The organism is Limnobacter alexandrii (assembly GCF_005871185.1).
Lineage (GTDB): Bacteria > Pseudomonadota > Gammaproteobacteria > Burkholderiales > Burkholderiaceae_B > Limnobacter > Limnobacter alexandrii.
This window is the reverse complement of the sequence record NZ_SWKN01000006.1, coordinates 326,542-350,202: the sequence shown is the minus strand read 5'-3', so window position 1 is coordinate 350,202 and position 23,661 is coordinate 326,542. Positions and strand designations below refer to the sequence as shown.

Sequence of the window (23,661 nt, the reverse complement as noted above, 5' to 3'; positions counted from 1 at the left end):
CCAGACCATGCATGATTGGCAACACACTGCGTAGAAAAACCAAGGAATTGAAATGAAAAAAATTGTTCTGCTGCTTATCGTTGCAGCTGTCGTGGCGGTGTTTGCTTTCGACTTGCACAGCCTCTTGACCCTCGATAGCCTGAAAGGCCGCCTGGAACAGTTCCGCGAATTTCAAACCGAATCGCCCTGGCTGGTTGCAGGTGTGTTTTTCGCAGCCTATGTGCTGGTCACTGCTTTTTCAATTCCCGGCGCCGCAGTCATGACCCTGGCCGCAGGTGCCTTGTTCGGTCTGCTGCAAGGTCTCATTTTGGTGTCATTTGCATCCACCATTGGTGCCACGCTTGCCTTTATTGGTGCGCGTTACCTGCTGCGCGATTCGGTACAGGCCAAATTTGGTAACCGCCTGAAAGCGATCAATGAGGGGGTTGAGCGAGAAGGCGCTTTCTACCTGTTCACCTTGCGCCTGGTGCCTGTGTTCCCGTTCTTCCTGATCAATTTGCTCATGGGGCTAACCAGCATGAAGGCCTTCACCTTCTTCTGGGTCAGTCAGCTGGGCATGTTGGCTGGTACCGTGGTCTACGTAAATGCAGGCACTGAGCTTGCAAAAATTGACAGCCTCGCAGGCATCCTGTCGCCAGGCCTCATCCTTTCATTCGTGTTGTTGGGCATATTCCCGCTGATTGCGAAAAAGATCACCGACAAGATCAAGGCCCGCAAGGTGTACGCCCAGTGGACCAAGCCCGTGAAATTTGACCGCAATATGGTGGTGATTGGTGCGGGTGCGGCAGGTTTGGTGAGTTCGTATATTGCCGCGGCAGTGAAAGCCAAAGTGACCCTGGTGGAGGCCCACAAAATGGGCGGCGATTGCCTGAACTTTGGTTGCGTGCCTTCCAAAGCGATTATCAAAAGCGCCAAACTGGCCCACCAAATGCGCAACGCCGACAAATACGGCTTGCATGCAGCCACGCCCAGCTTTAGTTTCAAGGCGGTCATGGCACGCGTGCACGACATCATCAAAGCCATTGAGCCGCACGACAGCGTAGAACGTTACACCGGCCTGGGCGTGGATGTGGTGCAGGGTTATGCAACCATTGTTGATCCGTGGACCGTAGAGATCAAACACAACAGTGGCGAAACCAGCCGCTTGACCACGCGCAGTATTGTGATCGCCGCAGGCGCCCAACCGGTGGTGCCACCTTTGCCCGGCATTGAAACCAGCGGTTACCTGACCAGCGACACTTTGTGGGACGAATTCGCCAAACGCGACGAGTTGCCCAAGCGTTTGGTGGTGCTGGGCGGTGGCCCAATCGGCAGTGAACTGGCCCAGGCTTTTGCCCGCTTGGGTTCGCAGGTTACCCAGGTTGAACTGGCTGATCGAATCATGGTGCGCGAAGACCCGGAAATTTCTGAAATGGCCGCAGACAGCATGCGCGCCGACGGTGTAAACATTCTGACCCAACACAAAGCCGTTCGGTTTGAGCGCAGAGGCGATCAAAAAGTATTGGTCACCGAACACCAAGGCAACACCGTTGAAATTGAATTTGACGATGTAATTTGTGCCGTGGGCCGCAAAGCCCGCTTGACCGGTTATGGTTTGGAAAAACTGGGCATTGAAACCAACCGAACCGTGGTCACCAATGAATACCTTGAAACTCTGTACCCGAATATTTTTGCGGCAGGCGATGTGGCCGGCCCTTACCAGTTCACGCATGTGGCAGCACACCAGGCGTGGTACGCATCAGTGAATGCCTTGTTCGGTCACCTTAAAAAATTCAAGGCCGATTATTCAGTGATTCCATGGACCACTTTCACCGATCCTGAAGTAGCCCGCGTGGGCTTGAACGAGCAGGATGCCAAAGAGCAGGGCATTGCCTACGAGGTGACGCGTTATGGCATTGACGACCTTGATCGCGCCATTGCCGACAGCGAGGCGCATGGTGTGGTGAAGGTGCTGACCGTGCCCGGCAAAGACAAAATTCTGGGTGTGACCATTGCAGGCGTGCATGCAGGCGATTTGCTCGCCGAGTTTGTGTTGGCCATGAAACATGGTTTGGGCTTGAACAAAATTCTGGGCACCATACACACCTACCCCACATTGGCGGAGGCCAACAAGTACGCTGCGGGTGAGTGGAAGCGTGCGCATGCACCGGAGAAAGTGCTGGTGTGGCTGGGCAAGTACCATGCGTGGCGGTTGGGCTAAACGGCTGGTTTTTTAGCCCAACCAGCTTGGGTTTCAATCTCTCGCCTGAAAACCTGTCTATCCCTTGCTGAACCTCACGATGCCTGAGAACGACCCTCCTAAACAGCGGGTCGGGCTCGTTCTCTGTCGCCCATGCCGGGCGACACCGGCCCTGCTCGGCACGCAAGGGCAGGTTTTCTTGAAGGCGAAGCGATCGAAACACCGCCGCCGATTGGGCGTTGAACTCAGCGGTGAGATGCGTGGTGGTGGAGAGACGCTGGCGCAGGTGACGCGGAGCTGAACTTGCAAGTGGTCGCACGATGACCAGTCAGAAAACTTGCCGGCTTGGCGCGCCGAGACAAACGATCGCGCCTTCGCGCGAAAGCCAAGACCCGACCGTTACTTTTGGAGGGCTTGGCTTAGTGCAGACTCAAGCAGACAAGCCGAAATGCCAAGTTTTCGGGCAGCGGTGACCCTTCAAGTTCTGCTCAACAGTCATCCGCGAAGATCGTCCTAATCCCCACGCGGTACAATAAACCTCCAATGCAGCACCCAAGGAGAATTCAATGAGCACACCCAACACACCCTACGATCTCGTTGTCATCGGCGGTGGTTCAGGCGGAGTCGCCAGCGCCCGCCGCGCAGCCAGCTATGGTGCCAAAGTCGCGCTCATTGAATCCAGCCGCCTGGGGGGTACGTGCGTCATCCGGGGTTGTGTGCCCAAAAAACTCATGATGTACGCTGCGCAGTTTGGACAAACCCTGCGTGAAGGTTTGCAGCCGGGTTGGCAAGTAGCACAAGCAGAATTTTCCATGGCGCAGTGGCAAGAAGCCAAAGGCAAGGAAATTGACCGGCTCGAAGGTATCTACGCCCGCATGCTCGAGAACAGCGGGGTTGAAACCATTCGCGGCCATGGTGTCATCAAGTCCACCACCGAAGTGCAGGTGGGCGATCGAACTTTAAACACACAGCGTATTTTGATTGCCAGTGGCGCAGCACCCAATCGCAGCGCTTTCCCAGGCCTTGAACTGGCGGCAACCTCCAATGAATTGCTCGATCTCTCCACGCTGCCCAAACGCGTCGGTGTCATTGGTGCAGGTTATATTGCGCTTGAATTCGCTTGCATTTTGCGTGGTCTTGGTTCTGAAGTGTCGGTGTTTTATCGCGGCGACTTGCCTTTGCGTGGCTTCGACATGGGCATTCGCAACCGCTTGGTTACGGCCATGGCGCTGCAAGGCATTCAACTTTATCCCGACACTGATTTCAAATCGCTCAGCCAACAAGGTGCTGCGTTTGAATTACAAACAGCAGCAGGAGCCCACACTTTTGATTTCGTTTTGAACGCCACGGGTCGCAGCCCCAACACGCAAGGTTTGGGGCTTGAAAACATTGGTTTGCGCACAGGCCCTGCCGGTGAAATTGAAGTGAACAAATACAGCCACACGGGCATCAAAGGTGTGTATGCCGTGGGTGATGTGACTAACCGCGTGAACCTGACACCTGTTGCCATTGCGGAGGGGCGTGCATTGGCAGAAAACGAGTTCAATGGAAAAAATCTCACTGTGGATCACAGCAGCGTGCCCACAGCCACCTTCACCTCACCGCCAATTGGCAGCGTGGGTTTAACCGAAGAACAGGCCGCCAAGCGAGCCCCCACCCGTGTGTATGAAACAGAGTTCACGCCCATGAAAACCAAGTTCTCGGGCGGCGAACAAAAAACCTACATGAAGCTGCTGGTCGACGATGAAACTGACCGCGTGGTGGGCATTCACATGTTGGGCGACGATTCGCCCGAGATGATCCAACTGCTGGGAGTGCTCTACACCCTGGGTGCCACCAAGGCTGATTTCGACAAAACCATTGCAGTTCATCCCAGTTCCGCCGAGGAGTGGGTGTTGTTGCGTGAATTGAGTCGCAAGGTGGGCTAGTTCTTATCCCTCTCTAACTCTATGTGGTGATTGCTGTCAGGTTAGACCAATCGCCAACTTCAGTTTCCGTTGCTAGAGTCCCGCATGGTTTTACCATTAGGGCCTCTGCGCAACGTGTCTGCTTCTCACTCCTTATCACTACTTGCCGCACCTTCCTGGACAGCACCATTTGCGCAGGGCGACTGTGGTCCCAATCTTGAATACGACAATGCATTTCTCGAGTTGCAGCAAGCCGCATGCGGCAAGCCTGAAACCCAGTTTGAACCCGCAACTCCCCCCGACTGGAACTTTGTAGAAACAGGCGCACTGCAGTTGCTCGAACGTAGTCGAGATCTTCGCCTGGTGGTGTTGTGGGCCGAGTCCCGTTTGAATCTGGGTGGCCTGCAAACTTTGCCGGAAGGTTTGGGTGCGCTGGCCTGCCTGCTTGAAGTGGCATGGCCTGTCGTGAACCCGCCGCTTGATGATGGCGACCCATACGCCCGAATCAATGTCATTGAAAGCCTGGGTTTTGGTGGCTCATTTTTCCAATCGCTGCGCAACAGCGTGGTGGTTCGGAATCCACGAATTGGCGACATTCGTCTGAAAGACTTCGAAGCGATAACCGGCAATTCACCGGGTTTGGAAGCACCCGTCACACGCGAACAAATTGAATTGTTCTTTCAGTCGGCTGAAAGCGATGCAATAACCCTGCGTTCGGTGCTGTTGAACAGTCAGGCTGCATTGAAGCGAATTCTGGAAGCCTTGGCTTTGCACATCGAGGCGGATCGACTGCCGCAACTTCAGGAGTTCAAGCTGCTGCTGGCTCATGTGTTGTCCTGCCTGCCATCCCCTGAGCCTGAAATGGAACAAACCTCCCCGTTTGCACCACTTAGTGCTTTGTGCGAATCAAGCAAGGCGGTGAACTTGGTGGCGCAGGCGGGTATTCAGTCCCGTGCACAGGCTTTGGCTGCCATCGATCAGGTGTGTGTTTATCTCGAGCAGGCCGAGCCCACCAATCCCGCACAGCTTCTCTTGAAAAGGGCACGCCGCTTGATCGACAAAAACTTCATGCAGTTGATGAAAGACCTCGCACCGGAGGCCCTGGCCGAGGTCGCAAAAATCATGGGAGTCAATCCCGATTCTCTCGAGCAGGAAGATGCTTAAAGTCGCCCTGCATTTACCCATTCTTCTTACTTGCGAGATTAATCAATGAGCGGACAAAAATTTGTAGGGCGCAATCGTGCACCCCGCGTGCAAATTGAATATGACGTTGAGGTGTACGGTTCCCAGAAAAAAGTCCAGTTGCCCTTTGTCATGGGGGTCATGTCCGATCTCTCCGGCAAATCCGAGGTGCCATTGGCACCTGTGGCCGAGCGCGACTTTCTTGAGGTGGACGTGGACAACTTCGATGCCCGCATGAAAAGCATCAAGCCTCGTGTGGCCTTTCACGCGGCCAATCACCTCACCGGTGAAGGCAATCTGGCAGTCGATATCACATTCGAGTCCATGGATGATTTCAGCCCCGCTGCCATTGCCCGAAAAGTAGAGCCTTTGCGCAAACTGCTGGAGGCGCGCCAGCAACTGTCCAATCTGCTCACCTACATGGACGGCAAGAACGGCGCAGAAGAACTGCTGGCCAAACTGCTTGCCGACCCCGCCTTGCTGAAAAGCCTGTCAACTCCAACTCAAGGTGAGTAATCATGTCTGAACAATTGCAAAACCGTGCACTCGATGTGATCGAACTCGAGGGCAATGAACTCTCATTTCTTCTTCAGAAAGAATTCAAACCAAAAACCGACGAAGCCAAATCGGAAGTGGAATCGGCTGTGCTCACCCTGGCCCAGCAAGCACTCGAAGGCGTTGATTTGGTCGGTAACGATGTGGTTGATTCCATCGAGCGAATGATCGCTGCGATTGACCAAAAACTTTCTGTGCAAATCAATGAAATTATTCATCATGCCGATTTCCAGCAAATGGAAAGTGCATGGCGTGGCCTGAACTATCTGGTCAACAACACTGAAACCGACGAATTCCTGAAAATCCGTTTCATGAATGTGTCCAAAACCGAGTTGGCCAAAACCTTGAAGCGCTACAAGGGCGTGGCTTGGGATCAAAGCCCGGTGTTCAAGAAAATTTACGAGCATGAATACGGTCAGTTTGGTGGTGAGCCCTATGGCTGCCTGATCGGTGATTACTACTTCGACCATTCACCTCCCGACGTAGAAATGTTGGGTGAACTGTCGAAAATCAGTGCATCTGCACACGCCCCCTTCTTGTCTGCGGTATCACCTGCCACATTGCAAATGGATTCCTGGCAAGAACTGGCCAATCCGCGCGACCTCACCAAGATTTTTTCAACACCCGACTATGCTGCATGGCGCAGCCTGCGCGATTCCGACGACTCCAAATACCTGGGCCTGACCATGCCTCGGTTCCTGGCGCGTCAACCTTACGGCGCGAAAACCAATCCTGTAGAAGAATTTGCCTTCGAAGAAGACACTGGCCTGGCCGATCACAGCCGCTACACCTGGGCCAACTCGGCGTATGCCATGGCAGTGAACATCAACCGATCATTCAAGGAATATGGCTGGTGCTCGCGCATTCGTGGCATCGAATCAGGCGGCGCAGTGCCCAATTTGCCCACGCACACATTCCCCACTGACGATGGCGGCGTAGACATGAAGTGCCCAACTGAAATTGCCATTTCCGATCGCCGGGAAGCCGAGCTCAGCAAAAGCGGTTTCTTGCCGCTGATTCACAAAAAGAACAGCGATCTGGCTGCATTCATCGGCGCACAGTCTTTGCACAAGCCGGCCGAGTACGAAGACCCGGACGCCACAGCCAATGCCAAGCTGGCTGCACGCTTGCCCTATCTGTTTGCCACATGTCGCTTTGCGCATTACCTCAAGTGCATTGTGCGCGACAAGGTGGGTTCATTCAAAGAGCGTGCCGACATGCAGCGTTGGTTGCAAGACTGGATCATGCAATACGTGGATGGTGATCCTGCCAATTCCTCTGAGGCAGTCAAAGCCTCACGCCCATTGGCTGCCGCTGAAGTGGTTGTTGAAGAAATTGAGGGCAACCCTGGCATGTACGCCTCCCGATTCTATTTGCGCCCGCACTACCAGCTAGAGGGCCTCACCGTGTCTTTGCGTTTGGTCAGCAAGTTGCCATCCGCCAAAGCGTCTTAAAACTTGAATTATTAATCAACCAATTACAGAGGGAATCAAATGTCCGTAGACATGTTTTTGAAAATCAAGGGTGTAGATGGCGAATCCGTGGACAGCGTACACGCCAAGGAAATTGATATTGCCGCCTGGAGCTGGGGCATGTCCCAGTCGGGCACAACCCATGTTGGCCGTGGCGGCGGTGCTGGCAAAGTGAGTGTGCAAGACATCAGTTTCACCAAGTACATTGACAAGTCCACACCAAACCTGATCAAGGCATGTTGCAACGGCAAACATTTCGATGAAGCCATTCTGACCGTGCGCAAGGCGGGTGAAAAGCCGCTGGAGTATGTCGTGCTGACCATGAAAGACGTCATCATCTCCAACGTGAGCCAAGGTGGTTCTGGTGGTGAAGACCGCTTGACAGAAACCGTGACATTGAACTTCGCCGAGTTCAGCTACGTGTACGTGCCCCAGAAGAAAGACGGCGGCCCCGATGGCAAGGTTGAAGCCACATTCAACATTGCAACCAACTCCGAGAAGTAATCGGACAGCCAGGAAACACAATGTCGAAAGTCGATATGTTCCTGGCCCTGGATGGTTCCCGCCAAGGGGCCATTCAGGGGGAAAGCCAGGTCAGTGGTCATGTGGGTGAAATAGAAATCGCCGGTTGGTCTTGGGGCATGTCCCAGCAAGTCCATTCGTCCTCGCAACTTGCGTCCAAAGCCTCGGTACGCACATTGAACGTGAAAAAGTCGATCGACAGTTCGACCACAGCGATCATGAGCGCCTTGAAATCTGCTGAATTGCTCGGCAAAGTAGTGCTCACATGTCGCGACCCCGGTGGCCTTGCAACCATTGATTACTTGCGTATTACCTTGCGTAAGGCGCGCATTTGCGATTATGAAATTTCGGGCAGTGCAAGCGACGGTCGTCAGGTTGAAGAGTCATTTTCTATTGCCTTCAAAGAAATTGAAGTGCTGTATACCCCCAAGTCAGCAGCCAATTTAAAGGCAGGTGCCTGCACTTACATTGACGTCTATGAGTAAGTCCCGGGACGCCTTGCAACCCGCCTTGCTGGATCGCCTTCAGGACGATGAGCCTGCAAGCCGAACTGAATCGGCCCACAGTCGTTTCATCACCAAAGAGGCCTTGCGTCAGTTGGTGCTGCGCGATCTGGAACAGTTGTTAAACGCCACTCGTGTACTTGACAGCGACAGTCTTGAACAGCATTCAGGATTGAATGAATCGGTGCTGGCTTACGGCATGCCCCCGGTGGCTGGAAAAATTGCCTCCATGATCGATGTGAAAGATTTCGAGCGAACTGTGGCCAATCTGATTCGCCGGTTCGAGCCCCGCATTGATGGCCATTCGCTGAAAGTAACGGCAGAAACCCAGCAAGGTTTGATGCATTTGCACAATGTCATCGGCTTGCGCATTTCTGGCCTGCTGTGGGCTCAGCCCTATCCAATCGAGTTGATGTTGCGCACTGAAGTGGATCTTGAAACCGGCAAGGTTTTGTTGTTGCCGCTTTCCGGTTTCTAGGCAACAGGTATCAACACCGCATGGATCCGCGCTTACTTCAGTTTTATACCCAGGAACTTGCCCATGTTCGTGACACAGGGGCTGAGTTCGCAGCGCGCTTTCCGAAAATTGCATCGCGACTTGCGATGGATTCGACTGAAGTTCAAGACCCCTATGTAGAAAGACTGCTCGAGGGCTTCGCATTTCTGACCGCGCGGGTACAGCTTCGTTTGAACGAAGAATTTCCGCGTTTCACCGAACAATTGTTGAACTGCATTAGTCCGAATTTTCTGGCACCGGTGCCGGCCATGGGTGTGGTTCAACTCATGCCCAACCACAGTGACACTGCTTTGAAAAAAGGCATACAACTTAAAGCGGGCACAGTGCTGCAAAGCCAGGTGGCCAAGGGCATTCACACACCTTGCAAATTCAGGGTTGCTCACACCGTAACTTTGTGGCCCCTGAAAATCAGTTCGATTGAACACGGCCCTTTTAAAGGGGTGGTACCGAGAGCAGTCAGTGGCCAACAAGTGCGTTCGGCGTTGACGGTCAGCATCGAAAACTCAGCACACACTGCGCTGTCCCAGCTGCCATTGGATGAACTTGATTTTCACGTCAGTTGTGGTGATGAGTACGCCCACACACTCTTTGAAAGGCTGTGTTATCAATCGGTGTTGGTTGGCGTGCGCGCAAGCGAACAGGGCGATTGGCATTGGTTGCCCAACACCAGTGTGATGGCCTTGGGTTTTGATGATTCTCAGGCGCTGCTGCCGGTGCATTCAAACCAGCTCAGTGGCATGCGTTTGCTGCAAGAGTTTTTTGCATTCCCAGCCCGTTTTCTGTTTTTACGGGTTCAGGGTTTAAAGCGCTTTCTGGTCAGTTGCCAGCACACCGCTTTTGAACTTGCATTCTGTTTCACCGAGCCCAATACCGAACTTGATCGGGTGGTCGATGCCGATTCCCTGGCCTTGAATTGCACCCCAGTGGTCAATTTGTTTGAGCACAGCTGCGACCGGGTGTTGCTGGATGAGCGCTTGCATGAGGCGCAAGTGCAGCCCAATCGAACCAAGCCACAAGACTTTGAAGTGCACTCGGTGCTCAGCGTGCAGGGGCATGGTCGCAATACCGTGCAGGAATTGCCTCCTTTGTATGGCATGTCGGCCAGCGCCTTGGGTGAAGTACCCCGGTTTGTGCATCGGCGCGTACCTACCCTGGTGTCAGAAAAGCAGACGCGTGAGGGTGGACGTTCCTCCTACACTGGCAGCGATGTTTACCTCGGCCTTACCTTGCCCGCCGGGGAGCTTGTTCACACCCATGGCCTCGAGCAGCTCGCGGTTCAGGCCTTGTGCACCAACCGCGATTTGCCCTTGCTGATACCTGTGGGGCAAGGGCCAAGCGATTTGGCGTGGCCCGGTAATTTGCCAGTGCTTGCCATTCGCTTCTTGCGTGGCCCCAGTCGCCCGAAAGCTGCCAGGTACGGTGGGCAAAGCTGCTGGCAGTTAATTGAGCACTTGTCGTTGAACTATCTTGGTCTGATTGATCAGGATGCACTCGCCTTAAGCCAACTGCTGGCCTTGCACGCCGACCCTGCGCAGCAAGCGCAACAACACATGGCCCGCGCCATATTGGCGGTTGAGTCGCAGCCACTGGTGTCTCGCATTGTTCGTCAGGGCAGGCCTGCGGTGGTGCGTGGCTTGCAGGTCACCTTGACACTTGATGAGCTGGCTTTGCAGGGCACAGGTGCCTTGGTGTTGGGTAGCGTACTTGCCAGCTACCTGGCCGCGCATGTGTCAGTGAATTCATTTGTGCAAACCCGGGTGCGTTTACAAAGCACGGGGGCAGTCTTTGATTTTCCGGCAAGGTCGGGCAACCGCCCCTTGCTGTAGGCAGATTCACGCGCATGACCATGCCCACACCACCGGCCCCCAATTTTTTTGCCTTGCTGCGACAAATTGAGCATGCCAATTCAGGCAAGCCCTTGCTGGGTAAATCATTGCGCCTGCGCGACGACCCAGTGCGTTTGGGGCAGCGCCCTTACCTTGACTTTGCCACGCAAGACTTCAAGCGGGAAGAAACCATTCAGGCCGGTCGCCTGGGGGCTGTTCGCAAACTGTTTGTTCAGAATTTTGGTTTACTGGGCCCCAATGGCGCGTTGCCCTTGCATTACACCGAGCATGCGTACACACGCGTTCATCAGTGGAATGACCCCACATTCTCCGAGTTTCTGGATATTTTTCACCACAGGGCTTACCTGCTTTTCTACAGGGCATGGGCGGAATCACAGCCGCACATTGCTTATCATCGAAGCAACTTCAATCCATTTACCCAGCACCTCAATAGTTTATTTGGGCATGGCGTATCAAGTTGCTGGGGCCGTGAGGCCTTGCCCACCCACTTTCGCGCAGGCTTGGCGGGGCATTTTACCCGTCGCACCAAAACCCAGGAAGGGTTGGCCAGCAGCCTGTATGCCTTGACAGGCACACCCGTGCGCATTGTGCCGTTTCAGGCGCAGTGGTTGCAATTGCCGGTGCAAGCGGGCTTGTGTTCGGCTGAGCAGGCGCTTGGGCACGGGGCCATGCTGGGTAGCAGGGTATGGTGCGCCCAAAGCAAGATCAAAATTGAACTGGGTCCCATGACATTCGCGGCCTATCTGCAATTGCTGCCCGCCACGGAGGGCCGCATGCGTCTTGTTCAGGCCATTCACGCCTATTTGGGGCTGGAATTTGATTGTGAGTTCGAACTTCAGGTCAGAACCGATCAAATTCCGCGCGCTCGCCTGAACGGCGAGGTTCAACTGGGTCGCACCGCTTGGCTGGGTCAAATGCAGGTGCATGCACGAACACAGAAGCCCGCAACAGTTCGCCTGAAGTGCCCGGCAGTTCCCTCTCATTCTTCCTTGTTCCGGAGTTCTACATGAGCAACATCAGCCGTGTGTCGCTGTTTGCCAAACTAAACCCCATTGCTTTCAAGTCGGTTGAAGGTGCCACTGTGCTGTGCAAACTTCGGGGAAATCCGTATGTGCAACTGGTGCACTGGGTGGCCCAAATTCTTCATCAGGATGACAGCGACTGGCACCACATTCTTCGGCATTTTGAGCTGGATGAGGGCGCAGTGCTTGCCGATGTACAGCGTGCCCTTGAGCGTCAGCCCAGTGGCGCACAAGGCATCTCCGATTTGTCAGAGTCCATCACCAATGCCGTAGAAAGGGCGTGGGTTTACGCCTCGCTAATGTTTGGCGCCCAGAAGGTGCGCACGGGTCATGTTTTGGTGGCTTTGCTGAAAACCGATTTTCTGTTGCAGGAATTGCTGAGAATTTCGCCTCACTTCAAACAGATTCCTGAAGCAGTCTTAAGTGAAAATTTCGAGAGTCTGGTTGCGAGTTCTGCGGAACAGGCTTTGTTGACCGCTGAATTGCCGCAAGGTGCACTGCCTGGCGAGGCCAGTGGCGCAATGCACGCTGCGCAGCTGGGCGGCGAAGAGGCTTTGGCGCGCTACACCGTCGACCTCACCGAAAAAGCAAAACGCGGCGACATCGACCCGGTGTGTGGGCGCGAACTGGAGGTGCGCCAAATCATTGATATTCTGCTTCGCCGGCGGCAGAACAATCCCTTGATTACCGGGGAGGCCGGGGTGGGTAAAACCGCAGTGGTCGAGGGGTTTGCCTTGCAAGTGGTTGCCGGTGAGGTGCCACCTGCGCTGCGAGGGGTGCGCATTTTAACCCTCGACCTCGGTTTGTTGCAGGCAGGTGCTTCCATGAAAGGCGAGTTCGAACAGCGGCTTCGCCAGGTGATCGATGAAATTCAGGCCAGTGAGCAAAGCACCATTTTGTTCATTGATGAAGTGCATACTCTGGTGGGTGCTGGTGGCAACCAGGGAACCGGCGATGCAGCCAATTTGCTCAAGCCCGCTTTGGCGCGTGGCACACTTCGAACCATTGGTGCCACAACCTGGGCCGAGTACAAAAAGTACATTGAAAAAGACCCGGCACTTACTCGTCGTTTTCAGGTGGTGCAGGTGGAGGAGCCCTGCGAGGCCCAGGGCATTGAAATGCTTCGTGGGTTGGCGCAAGCCATGCAAGCCCACCACGGTGTTTTATTGTTGGATGAAGCGGTGCAAGCCGCAGTCAAACTTTCTCATCGCTACATTCCCGCACGCCAGTTGCCCGACAAGGCAATCAGCCTGCTCGACACAGCCTGTGCACGTGTGGCGGTTTCCCAGCATGCAGTGCCAGCGCCCATCGAGTTGATTCAAAACAAACTGCAAGCCCTTAAACTTGAGCGTGACGCCATCGACAAAGAGTCGACTCTTGGGCGCGAACACACGGCACGCCTGGCTGACATCGACCATGAATCAGCCGCACTGACTGCGGAACTGGACAGGCTGCAATCGCAGTGGTTGCAGGAAAAGCGGATTCTGGACGCCTTGCTGGCTTTGCGTAAAACAATGGATGAAGCCGACGCCCTTGAGCCGGGCAGCGGGGCGACACTTTCCAATCTTGCAGAACTTCAGATGTTGGACAGCGAGATCAAAGCACTTCAGGGTGAAACACCCATGATTCACCCGCAGGTGGATGCGCAATGTGTGGCTGCGGTGGTGGCCGACTGGACCGGCATTCCCGTGGGGCGCATGGTGCGCAATGAAATTGAGAATGTGCTGAACCTGAGCAGTGCACTGGGTGCGCGAATTGTGGGTCAGCCCCATGCGTTGGACACCATTGCACGCCGAATACAAACCAACCGTGCTGGCCTGGACGACCCCAACAAACCGGTGGGCGTGTTCCTGTTGGCTGGCACATCGGGTGTGGGTAAAACCGAAACTGCCTTGGCCCTGGCCGAAAACTTGTATGGCGGTGAACACAATGTGATCACCATCAACATGAGCGAGTATCAAGAAGCGCACACCGTGTCTTCACTGAAAGGTGCGCCACCCGGTTATGTGGGGTATGGCGAAGGCGGTGTATTGACTGAGGCTGTGCGCCGCAAACCATACAGTGTGGTGTTGCTGGATGAAGTCGAGAAAGCCCACCCCGATGTACACGAACTGTTTTTTCAGGTGTTTGACAAAGGCTGGATGGAAGACGGCGAAGGCCGCAGAATCGATTTTCGGAACACGCTGATTTTGCTGACCACAAATGTGGGAACCCGGGAATTGATGGCCCTTTGCAAAGCGGGTTTGGCCACTGGCGAAATGCCTCAACCCGAGGAACTTGTTCAGGCATTGCGTGCACCTATGCTTCAAGTGTTTCCACCCGCCTTGCTGGGGCGACTGGAAGTGGTGCCTTACTTCCCGCTTTCCAGCGACATGCTGGCCAACATCGTTCGCCTGCAATTGGATCGTATTCAGCAACGCATTGCCAGCACACACCGCATGGCCGTTCACATGGATGCCTCGGTGATCGACCGCATTGTGGCGCGCTGCAACGAGGCTGACTCGGGCGGGCGAATGGTGGGCACTATTTTGAGCAACACCTTGTTGCCCACAGTGAGCCGACAATTGTTGCAGGCCACCTTGCAGGGCAGGCCGGTGACTACATTGAGAATCGGTACCGATGGTCAGGAATTCACTTATCACTACGAATAATTCAATGCACTCACCAGGGCGGCGAGGCGCACTGCAAACCCTGCTGGGGATGGCGGGTGTACTTGCCGCAGCACCGATTGTTTTTAGGCCCAACCCCGTGCAAGCCGGTGAGCAGGCCGTACCCTACACACACCGGCTGGCGTTGTTGATTGGCAATGGCGATTACCCGGTTCCGCATGATTTGCCACCGATTCACAAAAATGTGATGGACCTTGGCGAGGCTTTGGCCTTTCGGGGTTTTGATGTAACCCAGGCCATGAACCTGGACGAAAACAGCCTGCAAACCACGGTGAATGAGTTTGTGAAACGTGTGGCACAAGCACCTGCGGACGCAGTAACCCTGTTTTATTACGCAGGGCACGGCTTGCAGCTTGATTCCAATAATTTGTTGTTGGCTTCGGGGGCCAACCCCACTGCGCCCCGTCGTGATTTGTTGGCACGTTCCCTGGTGTTGCAGCAAAAATTACTGGCTGCCTTGCCACCCAGGCCGCAGGCACTGAACATCACAGTGATTGATGCATGCCGAACCGATTTGCGCAATGCGCTGGGCGATGGCGAGGGTTTGAATCAGGTTGAAGCGCCGGTGGGCAGCCTGGTCTGTTTTTCAACGGGTGCCGGCAAACCTGCGGTGTCACCAGCCAGTGCCGATCAAAATACCTTTTACACCGGTGCTTTGGTGAAACAGCTTCGCGAATCGCCTGGGCATATTACGTTCAATGACCTGTTTCGGATGGTGAAGGACGATGTGGAAAGCACCATGCTGAATCACCCGCTTGCCGCAATCCGGCGCTTGGCCCAAAACCCGTTTATTGCTGACAACGCCCGCGTGCAGGTTCCGCTGGCTGTGGCTTCTGCGTTGCCCGGGGAGCCCGCGTTACAGGCCATGTTGCCCGAGGAATCCGCAGCCTGGCAGGTCATTCAGTCCACGCAGTGGCCCGTCGACCTGCTTCGCTTGTGTCAGTCTTTTTTAAAGTCTTTCCCGAACAGCATCCACGCCAGGTCGGTGAAGGTGTATCAAACCGGTGCCCAACAGGCACTCAAGGTGTTGCGCAACACAGAGGTGAAGTTGTTCAAAACCAGTTTTGTCTTGCCGGAATCATTGCCAGCCCGAGAACAGGTGGACGCCGATGCTGACCTGATCCGGGCCGCGCGTGGCGACAAGGATGCAGCCGCCCGGATTGCGCGTTTGCACAAGCAAGCCGACACTGAACAAGGCCAATTGCGTTATGTGGGCTGGTTGCAGTACGCCGGTGGATTGGGCAACGGCATTGCAAGCTATGAATTGGCACTTTACTACCGCGAGGCAGCGCAACCCCTTCTGGCTGCCCAAGCCGAGGCACTGGCAAGGCAACTGGGTTATTCACCGCCCCGCGCCCTGGGCCATGCGCGCAAATAGGCAGGCCTTTCCGCCTTTCTTTGACGCTTCGCTTGCTGACACAAAGGTTCACAATGTTAGCAAGTGAAAAAGGAAGCTGAAAAATGATCCGCCCTGTTTTTAACTGGATTGCCCTAGCCCTGCTGACGGGCTTGCTGGTGGCTTGTAACCCCCGCACCAACCTGAATGAAGACAATTTGCTCAAAGGTGCAAGGGCTGAAACCTTTATTTTGAGCCACGGTGCCCTGTGCGCCCGTTTGCCCAGTCCGGAAGCGATTGAGCAGTATGCGCGCGACCAGGTGCCGGCCAACAGTGCGGTGGCCCGCGAGGTCAAGGCTTGGGATTTGTCGGGTTTGCTGGATATTTTTCAAACCCGCGATGGCCGCTGGGTGATCATGCCCTCAAGCGGCCTGAAAAAACTGGAAGGCATTCACTTCCGACAAGGGCCACAAGGCGACAATGAGGCCCTGTGTTTTGGTCGCTTGTGGGTTGAAAAAACTGTTGATTACATTCGAAACAAGCCTTTTGGTCAGGAAGACGCCGTGTCGGCCCGCTTCGAGGCCAGCTTGAAAGATGCGCACATGCTGAACCACTTCAAAAATCTGAAGGTGGAGTCGTTTGACCCCTCGGTGTTCACCTTGAGCACCGGTACCGCAGTGGCGGGTACCTTGCAGCCCAGTTTTGTCATTGAGATGGCACTTCGCCCCACGCACACTGGCTGGTATTTGGCCAAGAACGGGGCGAATTAAGCGTTCATCGCGGGGTATTTAACCCAGTGCTTTTACAATGGCATCGCCCAAGGTTTTGGTGGTGCCTTTTCCTTTCAGGTCACCTGTCAATACAGCAGGGTCACCACTCTCCAGCACGGTTTCAATGGCGGTCAGAATTTGGTCGTGGGCCTGTTGGTAACTGGCTTGGCGACCCGCTGCCATCACGGCCGGGCTGTTGCCCAAAAACTGGATCATCAAGGCGGCAGACCAAATCATGGCGATCGGATTGGCAATGCCTTTGCCTGCAATGTCGGGTGCCGATCCGTGCACGGGCTCAAACAGCGAAGGGAATGTTCGGTCAGGGTTCAAGTTGGCCGAGGGTGCCAGGCCAATGGTGCCAGTGCAGGCTGGCCCCAGGTCGCTGAGAATGTCGCCAAACAGGTTGCTGGCCACCACCACATCAAAACGCTCGGGTTGCATCACGAACCGCGCGGCGAGAATATCCACGTGTTGTTTGTCGTAAGTCACCTCAGGATAGCCTTGGGCCATGTTGTCCACCCGCTCGTCCCAGTAGGGCATGCTGATGGCAATGCCATTGCTTTTGGTGGCGGCAGTAAGTTTTTTGCGGGGACGATTTTGTGCCATCTCGAAAGCAAACTTCAACACACGATCAACGCCATGACGGGTGAAAACACTTTCCTGCAGCACAATTTCACGGTCGGTGCCTTCAAACATGCGGCCACCCACGGCCGAGTATTCGCCTTCGGTGTTTTCCCGCACCACCACAAAGTCGATGTCGCCCGGTTGTTTGTTGGCCAAGGGGCAGGGCGCGCCGGGCAGCAGTTTCACGGGGCGCAAGTTCACGTACTGGTCAAATTCGCGGCGGTAGCGCAGCAGCGAGCCCCACAGGGAAATGTGGTCGGGCACCAGGTGGGGCATGCCCACCGCGCCGAACAAAATGGCTTCGCAGGCCTCTAGCTGGGGCTTCCAGTCATCGGGCATCATGGTGCCGTGTTCAAGGTAATAATTGCAGTGTGCCCAGTCTTTGTGGTGCAACTCCAGCGCAATGCCATGGGTTTTTTCTGCCCAAGCCAGTACCTTCAGTGCTTCTGGCATAATTTCCTGACCGATGCCGTCGCCAGGAATAATTGCGATGGAGTGTTTCACAGCTTGTCCTTGTCTGAATTCATGGAAGTCCCAAAGGCTACCTGAACCAAGGTAGGCCAGCCAGTGTGGGAATCCCCGATGGAGTTGTCTTGAGCCGCAGTAAAAACAGAAATCCCGAACCCGCCAAAACCGCCAACGGCAAAGTTGATTTTTCGGCGCCGGGTGCCAAGGTGCGAATCGACAAATGGTTGTGGGCTGCGCGTTTTTTCAAAACCCGTTCGCTGGCCACCGAAGTGGTGGAAGGCGGCAAGGTGAAGTGCAACGATGAACGCGTGAAGCCTGCCTATGGCGTGCAGGTGGGCGATGTGCTCACCGTACCGGTGGGTTGGGATGACATGGTGCTGGTGGTCAAAGGCTTGGGCGACAAGCGGGGCAGTGCCACCATTGCGCAAGGCCTTTACGAAGAAACCATGGACAGCGCGAAAAAGCGTGCCGAGCGGGCGGCCAACCGCAAGTTGATGAAAGACCCAGCCCTGGAAATCAAGGCGCGACCCACCAAGCGGGATCGCCGCGTGATGGATGATTTCAAATGGGGGGAGGAATAAGCCCGGTTCTGTAAATGCTGACGGGTTTAAACTTTTTCAGCCAGCGATTTTTCAATCAGCGCATGCAAGGCCGAAAAATCGGGTTCGCCCACATAGGTTTTGATAATCTCGCCCTTGCGGTTGATGACGTACGTGGTCGGCGTAATTTGCACATCTTTGTAAGCCTTGGCAATCTCGCCAGACACATCGAGTGCCACATCAAATGGCAACTTCCGCGTTTCCGCAAAATTCACCACGTAGTCGGGGCGATCGTAGCTCATGGCCACAGCAATCGTTTTGAAGCCTTGGTCTTTGTACTTGTTGTAGGTGTCCACAATGTCCGGCATTTCCTTCACGCAGGTCACACAGCTGGTCGCCCAAAAGTTCACCAACATGACCTGCCCCTGGTAATCGGCAGGTTTGATGGTTTCGCCTTTGATGGTGACAAAATCGACCTGTGGCGCTTTGTCGCCCCCGCAGGCAGCCAGCAGGCTGACTACTGCAAGGGTTGAAAACAGTGAAAGAAACTTCTTGATCATGGTATTAACGGGGGCCCGGTGCTGGTTCAGTTCCGTTGTTTGGAGTGGCTGACAGGCGGGAAAGTTCAGCTTCAGAAATCAATTCAAGCACCTTGACCACTTTCACCACGCCGGGAACGCCTGCCGCAATGGAGGCAGCACGGTTGGCCTCACGCTCGGTCACCAGGCCCATGAGGTAAACCACACCGGCTTCGGTGGTCACTTTGAATGAGTTGGCAAAAATGTCTTGCGCATCCAGCAGGGAGGCTTTGACTTTGCCGGTGATGAAGGCATCGTTGGAGCGTGCTGACAATGAGCTTTTGAAGCCCACCTGAATGTCGTTGACGATCAGGCGAATGTTGGGCAGTGTGGCCACGCGGGCTTCCACGTTGCGCACGGTGGCTTCATCGGGAGCCTCGCCGGTCAGCAACACCTGGCGGTTGTATACGGTGGCATTCACGTGCACATTTTCACCAAAGCTTTCGCGAATGGCACTTTCCGCTTTTACCTGAAGGGTGCGGTCTTCAACCTGTGTGCCCACGGTGCGGCGGTCAGCAGCAGCCAGTGAGCCTGCAGTAATGCCTGCAACAGCACCTGCAAAACAGCCACCCAACAAGGGGGCTGCCAGTGAGGCCACAAGCACGGCGCTAATTGCCGAAGAACGTGTGCGGGTAAAAAACCGGGGGTTACGACTCATTTTCTTCTTCTCCAAGTAAGCTCAGGTCGATGCCATCGCAAATGCAATGGATCGCCAACAAATGAATTTCCTGAATGCGGGCGGTGCGGTTGTGTGGCACGCACACATGAACATCGCCTTCCTTCAGCTGGTGCACCATTTGACCGCCACCTTTGCCGGTGAGTGCAACAATGGTCATGTCGCGGGCGTGGGCGGCTTCAATGGCCAGTTGTACGTTTTTCGAATTGCCGCTGGTTGAAATGGCCAGCAGCACATCCCCAGGCTGGCCAATGGCCGCCACCTGCTTTGAAAAAATTTCGTTGAAGCTGTAATCGTTGCCAATCGCAGTCAGCGCCGACGAATCGGTGGTCAGCGCGATGGCTGCCAAGCCTGGGCGCTCACGTTCGAACCGGCCCACCAGTTCAGCTGCAAAGTGCTGGCAGTCGCCTGCCGAGCCGCCGTTGCCACAGGCCAGTACCTTGCCGCCGTTGGTGAGTGCATTCACCATCAGCTCGATTGCCTCGGAAATTGGCCCGGCCAGCTCTTCGGTGGCGGCCTGTTTGGCGGCAATGCTTTCATCAAATTGTTGGGTAATGCGTGTGATCAAGTCCATGGCGACAGGCCTTCTGGCAGTTATCTCGAGCCTTCTATTATAGGTGACCGCGTTGCAGGCGATTTGCTTGGCATACCGGTTTGATTCGGTATTAGTTGCTGATTTGCCACGCATTTTGCACCCACTGCGGTTCGGTGCCGTTTTCCAGTGCGACCACATCAAAACGCAAATGCGTGAACTTGCGTTGACCCTGCTGCACCCACCACAGCTTTGCACAGCGCGACACGCGTGCCTGTTTGTGGGCGGATATGCTCTCAAGTGCGCTGCCATGGCGGCTGTTGTTGCGCAGGCGAACCTCCACAATCACTGCTGTGTTGCCCTGCGCCATGATCAAATCAATTTCGCCGCAGCGGCAGCGGTGGTTTCTGGCCAGCAGTTTCAATCCATGGCGTTCCAACAGCTGTAGCGCCTGCGTCTCGGCCAGTTGCCCCTCTGCCAGCAAGGCCAGTTTGTGTTCGGGTGCTGATTTGCGCTCTGTGCTGTGTTTTTCTTTAGGCGCTGCCCATGGAATTTTGGCTTTTGGTGAACGTGATTTGCGTGCGCCCCACGGAATGCCGGACAATTCAGGAACTTTGAATTTGGATTTAAGCGCCATGCAGAACGCCGGTGAGGGGAATGGAGTGAAGGATGTTGTGAATTCTGACGCGAGGGTTGAAGCAAGGCGAGAACCTTCCCTCTATGTGGTGGCAACCCCCATCGGCAATATGGGTGACTTAAGCTTGCGCGCCCGCGCGGTGCTGGAGCAGGTAGACCGCATTGCTGCGGAAGACACCCGCAACACCGCCCGAATGCTGGACGCCTTGGGCATTAAAAAGCCCTTGATGGCCCACCATGCCCACAATGAACGTGAAAGCGCACAAGGTGTGTTGGCGTGCTTGCAGCGTGGTGAATCGGTGGCATTGGTCAGCGATGCCGGTACCCCGGCTGTGTCGGATCCCGGCGCGGTGGTGGTTCGCTGCGTGGCCGAAGCTGGTTTTACGGTGGTGCCGGTGCCCGGCGCCAGCAGCGTATTGGCGGTGTTGGCTGCCAGTGGCCTGGTGGACGGCGCTTTTACCTTTCGTGGTTTTTTGCCCGCCAAAGGAAAAAACCGTTTGGAGGATTTGAAGAACTGGCTGGCCTGCCCTGAGCCCCAAGTGCTGTTTGAAGCGCCCCACCGCGTGATTCAATTGGTGGATGACCTGGAAAGCCTGGGTATGGGCGGGCGTGACATGTGCGCCGGGCGCGAGTTGACCAAGCAGTTTGAAACCTTTTACCGGGGCAGTGGTGAGCGGGTTTTTGAACAGGTGCGGCAAGACAAGAACGCTGAGCGTGGTGAGTGGGCTTGGGTCATCGGGGGTAACGCGGTTTTGAACAGTGACGCAGAAAGCGCGCAGGCCAATGCAGACCTGGACACCTGGCTTGCTTTGCTGCTGGCTGAGTTGCCTTTGAAAACCGCCGTGGCTGTTGTGGTAAAAGCCACTGGCATGGCCAAAAACACGGTGTACAACAGGGCCTTGGCATTAAAAAACGATCAGGAATAAAAAAGCCAGCCCGAGGGCTGGCTAAACCACTGTGTCATGTCAAGAACCGCTTTTGCCTAAAATTTAGGCAGGCAGGGGCAAGCCTGCTTCAGGAACTTCCAAACCGCTGATGCTGACGGATGCCGAAATTGGCAAACCTTCGGGCAGGGCCAGGGTCAATGTGCCGTCTTCGAAGCTGATGGGGCTGGCAGGCAGACCACCACCTGTGTCACCACCACCGGGCAGGCTTGGCAAACCGCCACCGAGCAAGCCAGTCAGCGAATCAAGGCCGGGCAGGCCGTCTGTCGGGATTGGCAGTGCATCCAGACCGGGAATAGCGTCCAGGCCAGGAAGTGCATCCAAACCTGGCAGGGCTGGGGCATCGGGCAAACCGCCGCTGAGCAGGTCAGTCAGCGTGCTCAGGCTGGGCAGGCCGTCTGTTGGAATTGGCAGTGCATCCAAACCTGGAATAGCGTCGAGGCCGGGCAGCGCAGGGGCTTCTGGCAAGCCACCACCGAGCAGGTTTGTCAGTGTGTCCAGGCTGGGTGCGCCGTCGCTTGGCAGCGGCAGTGCGTCCAGACCGGGAATCGCATCAAGACCAGGAATTGCAGGCGCATCTGGAAGGCCGCCTGTCAGCAGGTCAGTGATCGCGTCGGGGCTGGTTGGCAGCATGTCCAAGCCGGGAATTGAGTCCAAGCCAGGAACACCGGCAGGAGGTGTGGGCAAACCGCCGCCCAACAAACCTGTCAGTGAGTCCAGGCCAGGCAGGCTGTCGGTGGGAATAGGCAATGCATCCAAGCCGGGGATGGCGTCCAAGCCAGGCAGTTCGGGGGCGGCTGGTAGTGCGCCAGCAAAGGTGTCCAATGCGCCAGCCAGAATTTCGCCAGCTACTGGTACGGCACTGATGCCGCTCTTCAATTCGTCTAGGGCCATGCTTTCTCCGTCATTTGAAATGATTAAAAATAGTTATTAGTTTTCTGTAGGCAATCTGCGTTGCCTACGTAATAACAACAGAGAATGATTGGGCGTCGCAATTCGCACATTACTTACAAAAGATGGGTAAAAAACTCACTTTGATGGGATTTGTTGCCCCTAAGTCGATGATTTTTAATGAAAAATTAGTTTGGTGAAATATTTGTGGCGGAAAAGTGATGACAAAACTGTGATGCTGGAGGGTTTACGTCACCTGAATGGTGACTTTGGGGGCGTACTTGACGGGCACCGCTGCCCGAAAACTTGGCATTTCGGCCTGTCTGCTTGAGCCTGCATTAAGCCAAGCCCTCCAAAAGTAACGGTCGGGTCTTGGCTTTCGCGCGAAGGCGCGATCGTTTGTCTCGGCGCGCCAAGCCGGCAAGTTTTCTGACTGGTCATCGTGCGACCCATTGCAAGTTCAGCTCCCGAGTCGCCGGCGCCAGCGTCTCTCCAACACCGCGCAGCTCACCGCTGTTCAACGCCCAATCGGCGGCGGTGTTTCGATCGCCTCGCCTTCAAGAAAACCTGCCCGTTTGAATTCGCCCGCCACGGTCGGCCAAAGGCCGGCACCGAGACTCGGCCCGCCCTTTTGCCGAGCGAGGTGAGTCAGGGTGAATCTCAAAAAGGGAAAACCAGGTTTTCAGGCGAGAGATTGAAATCCAAGCCGAGTGGGCTATTAACGAATGTTCGAGAAAGCGGAACCCAAGCCGATCGGGCTGTGAACCGGCAGGGAACGTAAAAAAAGCACGCCAACCGACAGTCAGCGTGCCTTCTTGCACAACAACAGCAAATCGAGAAATTAATCCCCGTACATGCGCTGCTTCAATTCCCTGCGTTGCTGTGCTTCAAGCGACAAGGTGGCAGTGGGGCGTGCCAGCAAACGGGCCACACCGATGGGGTCACCTGTTTCTTCACACCAGCCATATTCACCGGCATCAATTTTTTGAATGGATTGCTGGATTTTCTTCAGCAATTTGCGTTCACGATCACGTGTACGAAGTTCAAGCGCATGCTCTTCTTCGATCGTGGCGCGGTCAGCAGGGTCGGGCACCACCACGGTTTCCCGCAAATGCTCGGTGGTTTCACCAGCATTGGCCAGCAATTCCTTTTCCATTTCCTGCAAACGCTGGCGGAAAAAGGCAAGCTGCACCTCGTTCATGTAATCGTCTTCTTTCATCGCGAGCAATTGCTTCTCAGTGATGACGGGCGTCTTTTCAGTGGTCATAGCACAGCCTCTAGTCCTTTGGTTT

The 23,661-nt window shown here is 55.2% G+C and carries 22 protein-coding genes; 15 read left to right on the top strand and 7 right to left on the bottom strand.

Features of this window, described 5'->3' with window-relative positions; translation table 11 throughout:
• The first annotated feature begins 52 nt into the window (after nt 1-52).
• From FCS97_RS01950 to FCS97_RS01890, 13 genes are all read left to right on the top strand, one after another.
• Nucleotides 53-2,200 (top strand): FAD-dependent oxidoreductase, encoded by a 2,148-nt coding sequence (locus FCS97_RS01950; protein WP_138516115.1) that lies wholly within the window; start codon nt 53-55, stop codon nt 2,198-2,200.
• A gap of 545 nt (nt 2,201-2,745) precedes the next feature.
• Complete coding sequence (gene gorA, locus FCS97_RS01945) at nt 2,746-4,107, top strand: glutathione-disulfide reductase (RefSeq protein ID WP_138516113.1); 1,362 nt, start codon at nt 2,746-2,748, stop codon at nt 4,105-4,107.
• A gap of 84 nt (nt 4,108-4,191) precedes the next feature.
• Nucleotides 4,192-5,250: a type VI secretion system protein TssA gene (locus tag FCS97_RS01940; protein ID WP_138516111.1), complete on the top strand. Its 1,059-nt coding sequence runs from the start codon at nt 4,192-4,194 to the stop codon at nt 5,248-5,250.
• Between the two features lie 45 nt (nt 5,251-5,295).
• Nucleotides 5,296-5,784, top strand: a complete 489-nt coding sequence (tssB, locus tag FCS97_RS01935; protein ID WP_138516109.1) for a type VI secretion system contractile sheath small subunit — start codon at nt 5,296-5,298, stop codon at nt 5,782-5,784.
• Nucleotides 5,785-5,786: 2 nt separating this feature from the next.
• Nucleotides 5,787-7,277 carry a type VI secretion system contractile sheath large subunit gene (gene tssC / locus FCS97_RS01930; RefSeq protein WP_138516107.1) on the top strand — a complete coding sequence of 497 codons (1,491 nt, stop codon included), beginning with the start codon at nt 5,787-5,789 and terminating at the stop codon, nt 7,275-7,277.
• Between the two features lie 39 nt (nt 7,278-7,316).
• Entirely contained in the window at nt 7,317-7,799 is a 483-nt protein-coding gene (locus FCS97_RS01925) for an Hcp family type VI secretion system effector (protein ID WP_138516105.1), read from the top strand.
• A 20-nt stretch (nt 7,800-7,819) separates the two neighbouring features.
• Nucleotides 7,820-8,302 (top strand): Hcp family type VI secretion system effector, encoded by a 483-nt coding sequence (locus tag FCS97_RS01920; RefSeq protein ID WP_138516103.1) that lies wholly within the window; start codon nt 7,820-7,822, stop codon nt 8,300-8,302.
• Nucleotides 8,295-8,798 carry a type VI secretion system baseplate subunit TssE gene (tssE, locus tag FCS97_RS01915; RefSeq protein ID WP_212746429.1) on the top strand — a complete coding sequence of 168 codons (504 nt, stop codon included), beginning with the start codon at nt 8,295-8,297 and terminating at the stop codon, nt 8,796-8,798. The genes FCS97_RS01920 and tssE overlap by 8 nt, the downstream gene beginning before the upstream one ends.
• 20 nt (nt 8,799-8,818) lie before the next feature.
• Entirely contained in the window at nt 8,819-10,663 is a 1,845-nt protein-coding gene (tssF, locus tag FCS97_RS01910; RefSeq protein ID WP_138516101.1) for a type VI secretion system baseplate subunit TssF, read from the top strand.
• 14 nt (nt 10,664-10,677) lie between these two features.
• Complete coding sequence (tssG, locus tag FCS97_RS01905) at nt 10,678-11,694, top strand: type VI secretion system baseplate subunit TssG (protein ID WP_138516099.1); 1,017 nt, start codon at nt 10,678-10,680, stop codon at nt 11,692-11,694.
• Nucleotides 11,691-14,357 carry a type VI secretion system ATPase TssH gene (tssH, locus tag FCS97_RS01900; RefSeq protein ID WP_138516097.1) on the top strand — a complete coding sequence of 889 codons (2,667 nt, stop codon included), beginning with the start codon at nt 11,691-11,693 and terminating at the stop codon, nt 14,355-14,357. The genes tssG and tssH overlap by 4 nt, the downstream gene beginning before the upstream one ends.
• A gap of 4 nt (nt 14,358-14,361) precedes the next feature.
• Nucleotides 14,362-15,753, top strand: coding sequence for a caspase family protein (locus FCS97_RS01895; RefSeq protein WP_171035132.1), 1,392 nt, complete (start codon nt 14,362-14,364; stop codon nt 15,751-15,753).
• An 83-nt stretch (nt 15,754-15,836) separates the two neighbouring features.
• A complete protein-coding gene (locus FCS97_RS01890) occupies nt 15,837-16,481 on the top strand; it encodes a hypothetical protein (RefSeq protein WP_138516092.1) in 645 nt (214 codons plus the stop codon).
• 18 nt (nt 16,482-16,499) lie between these two features.
• On the opposite strand, the gene FCS97_RS01885 is transcribed toward FCS97_RS01890, so the two are convergent.
• On the bottom strand, nt 16,500-17,558 hold the full coding sequence (locus FCS97_RS01885; RefSeq protein WP_246065978.1) for a tartrate dehydrogenase: 1,059 nt from the start codon (nt 17,556-17,558) through the stop codon (nt 16,500-16,502).
• A 140-nt stretch (nt 17,559-17,698) separates the two neighbouring features.
• Here FCS97_RS01885 and FCS97_RS01880 point away from each other — a divergent pair, with 140 nt between their 5' ends.
• On the top strand, nt 17,699-18,154 hold the full coding sequence (locus FCS97_RS01880) for an RNA-binding S4 domain-containing protein (protein ID WP_138516089.1): 456 nt from the start codon (nt 17,699-17,701) through the stop codon (nt 18,152-18,154).
• A gap of 26 nt (nt 18,155-18,180) precedes the next feature.
• Here FCS97_RS01880 and FCS97_RS01875 read toward each other — a convergent pair whose 3' ends face one another.
• The 4 genes from FCS97_RS01875 to FCS97_RS01860 form a co-directional block, all read right to left on the bottom strand.
• On the bottom strand, nt 18,181-18,672 hold the full coding sequence (locus tag FCS97_RS01875; protein WP_138516087.1) for a peroxiredoxin family protein: 492 nt from the start codon (nt 18,670-18,672) through the stop codon (nt 18,181-18,183).
• Between the two features lie 4 nt (nt 18,673-18,676).
• Nucleotides 18,677-19,348, bottom strand: coding sequence for a BON domain-containing protein (locus FCS97_RS01870; RefSeq protein ID WP_138516085.1), 672 nt, complete (start codon nt 19,346-19,348; stop codon nt 18,677-18,679).
• Nucleotides 19,338-19,940, bottom strand: coding sequence for a phosphoheptose isomerase (locus FCS97_RS01865; protein ID WP_138516083.1), 603 nt, complete (start codon nt 19,938-19,940; stop codon nt 19,338-19,340). Before FCS97_RS01865 ends, FCS97_RS01870 begins: the two co-directional genes overlap by 11 nt.
• Nucleotides 19,941-20,031: 91 nt before the next feature.
• Entirely contained in the window at nt 20,032-20,535 is a 504-nt protein-coding gene (locus FCS97_RS01860; protein WP_138517756.1) for a YraN family protein, read from the bottom strand.
• Between the two features lie 37 nt (nt 20,536-20,572).
• Between FCS97_RS01860 and rsmI the strand changes: the two genes are divergently transcribed.
• Nucleotides 20,573-21,460, top strand: a complete 888-nt coding sequence (rsmI, locus tag FCS97_RS01855; RefSeq protein ID WP_171035131.1) for a 16S rRNA (cytidine(1402)-2'-O)-methyltransferase — start codon at nt 20,573-20,575, stop codon at nt 21,458-21,460.
• A gap of 63 nt (nt 21,461-21,523) precedes the next feature.
• Here the strand turns inward: rsmI and FCS97_RS01850 are convergent, their stop codons facing one another.
• A complete protein-coding gene (locus tag FCS97_RS01850) occupies nt 21,524-22,372 on the bottom strand; it encodes a hypothetical protein (RefSeq protein ID WP_138516079.1) in 849 nt (282 codons plus the stop codon).
• Nucleotides 22,373-23,210: 838 nt separating this feature from the next.
• Complete coding sequence (dksA, locus tag FCS97_RS01845; RefSeq protein WP_008247451.1) at nt 23,211-23,636, bottom strand: RNA polymerase-binding protein DksA; 426 nt, start codon at nt 23,634-23,636, stop codon at nt 23,211-23,213.
• Between the last annotated feature and the right edge of the window lie 25 nt (nt 23,637-23,661).

Coding starts and splice junctions, on each gene's coding strand:
- FCS97_RS01865 (WP_138516083.1), bottom strand. CDS start 19,940: ATGGACTTGATCACACGCATTACCCAACAATTTGATGAAAGCATTGCC.
- FCS97_RS01850 (WP_138516079.1), bottom strand. CDS start 22,372: ATGGCCCTAGACGAATTGAAGAGCGGCATCAGTGCCGTACCAGTAGCT.
- tssB (WP_138516109.1), top strand. CDS start 5,296: ATGAGCGGACAAAAATTTGTAGGGCGCAATCGTGCACCCCGCGTGCAA.
- FCS97_RS01885 (WP_246065978.1), bottom strand. CDS start 17,558: ATGCCAGAAGCACTGAAGGTACTGGCTTGGGCAGAAAAAACCCATGGC.
- dksA (WP_008247451.1), bottom strand. CDS start 23,636: ATGACCACTGAAAAGACGCCCGTCATCACTGAGAAGCAATTGCTCGCG.
- FCS97_RS01890 (WP_138516092.1), top strand. CDS start 15,837: ATGATCCGCCCTGTTTTTAACTGGATTGCCCTAGCCCTGCTGACGGGC.
- gorA (WP_138516113.1), top strand. CDS start 2,746: ATGAGCACACCCAACACACCCTACGATCTCGTTGTCATCGGCGGTGGT.
- FCS97_RS01875 (WP_138516087.1), bottom strand. CDS start 18,672: ATGATCAAGAAGTTTCTTTCACTGTTTTCAACCCTTGCAGTAGTCAGC.
- tssF (WP_138516101.1), top strand. CDS start 8,819: ATGGATCCGCGCTTACTTCAGTTTTATACCCAGGAACTTGCCCATGTT.
- FCS97_RS01860 (WP_138517756.1), bottom strand. CDS start 20,535: ATGGCGCTTAAATCCAAATTCAAAGTTCCTGAATTGTCCGGCATTCCG.
- FCS97_RS01925 (WP_138516105.1), top strand. CDS start 7,317: ATGTCCGTAGACATGTTTTTGAAAATCAAGGGTGTAGATGGCGAATCC.
- tssG (WP_138516099.1), top strand. CDS start 10,678: ATGACCATGCCCACACCACCGGCCCCCAATTTTTTTGCCTTGCTGCGA.
- tssE (WP_212746429.1), top strand. CDS start 8,295: ATGAGTAAGTCCCGGGACGCCTTGCAACCCGCCTTGCTGGATCGCCTT.
- FCS97_RS01920 (WP_138516103.1), top strand. CDS start 7,820: ATGTCGAAAGTCGATATGTTCCTGGCCCTGGATGGTTCCCGCCAAGGG.
- FCS97_RS01870 (WP_138516085.1), bottom strand. CDS start 19,348: ATGAGTCGTAACCCCCGGTTTTTTACCCGCACACGTTCTTCGGCAATT.
- FCS97_RS01950 (WP_138516115.1), top strand. CDS start 53: ATGAAAAAAATTGTTCTGCTGCTTATCGTTGCAGCTGTCGTGGCGGTG.
- tssC (WP_138516107.1), top strand. CDS start 5,787: ATGTCTGAACAATTGCAAAACCGTGCACTCGATGTGATCGAACTCGAG.
- FCS97_RS01940 (WP_138516111.1), top strand. CDS start 4,192: ATGGTTTTACCATTAGGGCCTCTGCGCAACGTGTCTGCTTCTCACTCC.
- FCS97_RS01895 (WP_171035132.1), top strand. CDS start 14,362: ATGCACTCACCAGGGCGGCGAGGCGCACTGCAAACCCTGCTGGGGATG.
- tssH (WP_138516097.1), top strand. CDS start 11,691: ATGAGCAACATCAGCCGTGTGTCGCTGTTTGCCAAACTAAACCCCATT.